The 527-nt window shown below is 68.9% G+C and carries 1 protein-coding gene; it reads left to right on the top strand.

What is annotated here, in order from left to right; all coding sequences use genetic code 11:
• Positions 1–121: 121 nt before the first annotated feature.
• Positions 122–527, top strand: a 406-nt coding sequence (locus tag CV1CTNOD_RS26845; RefSeq protein ID WP_242606751.1) for an IS607 family transposase, incomplete at its 3' end; no start/stop codon positions are given.

Here is a 527-nt window from a genome sequence, read left to right as displayed (position 1 = left end):
CGCAGGCCCTGATCGAGTTCTACGCCGGCCGGTATGACCACTGCCTCGCGCTGGCCGTGGAGGCTGTAACTGTTGCGCCGATGATGGTCTTTAGTCGCCGTTGGCGTGCCATGATGGTCATGTGAACCTCAAGGAGTGGGCCGAGTCGCAGGGCATCGCCTATGTGACGGCCCGCCGCTGGTTCAATGCCGGGAAGCTCCCCGTCCCGGCTCGCAAGGTCGGCGGGCTGATCATCGTCGGGGATATCGACCGGACCCCCGCCCCCGCAGAGACCGTGGTGTACGCCCGCGTCTCGTCCGCGGACCAGAAACCCGACCTTGATCGGCAGGTTGCCCGGGTCACCACGTGGGCCACCGGCGAGAGCCTGCCGGTCGACCGGGTGGTCACCGAGGTCGGCTCGGCGCTGAACGGCCACCGGCGGGAGTTCCTTGCCCTGCTCCGCGACCCGCAGGCCACCACGATCGTCGTCGAGCATCGCGACCGGTTCGCCCGCTTCGGCGCCGAGTACGTCGAAGCGGCCCTTGCCG

This window comes from Protofrankia symbiont of Coriaria ruscifolia, from assembly GCF_900634745.1.
Classification (GTDB): domain Bacteria; phylum Actinomycetota; class Actinomycetes; order Frankiales; family Frankiaceae; genus Protofrankia; species Protofrankia californiensis.
This window is presented reverse-complemented; position numbering and strand designations above follow the sequence as displayed.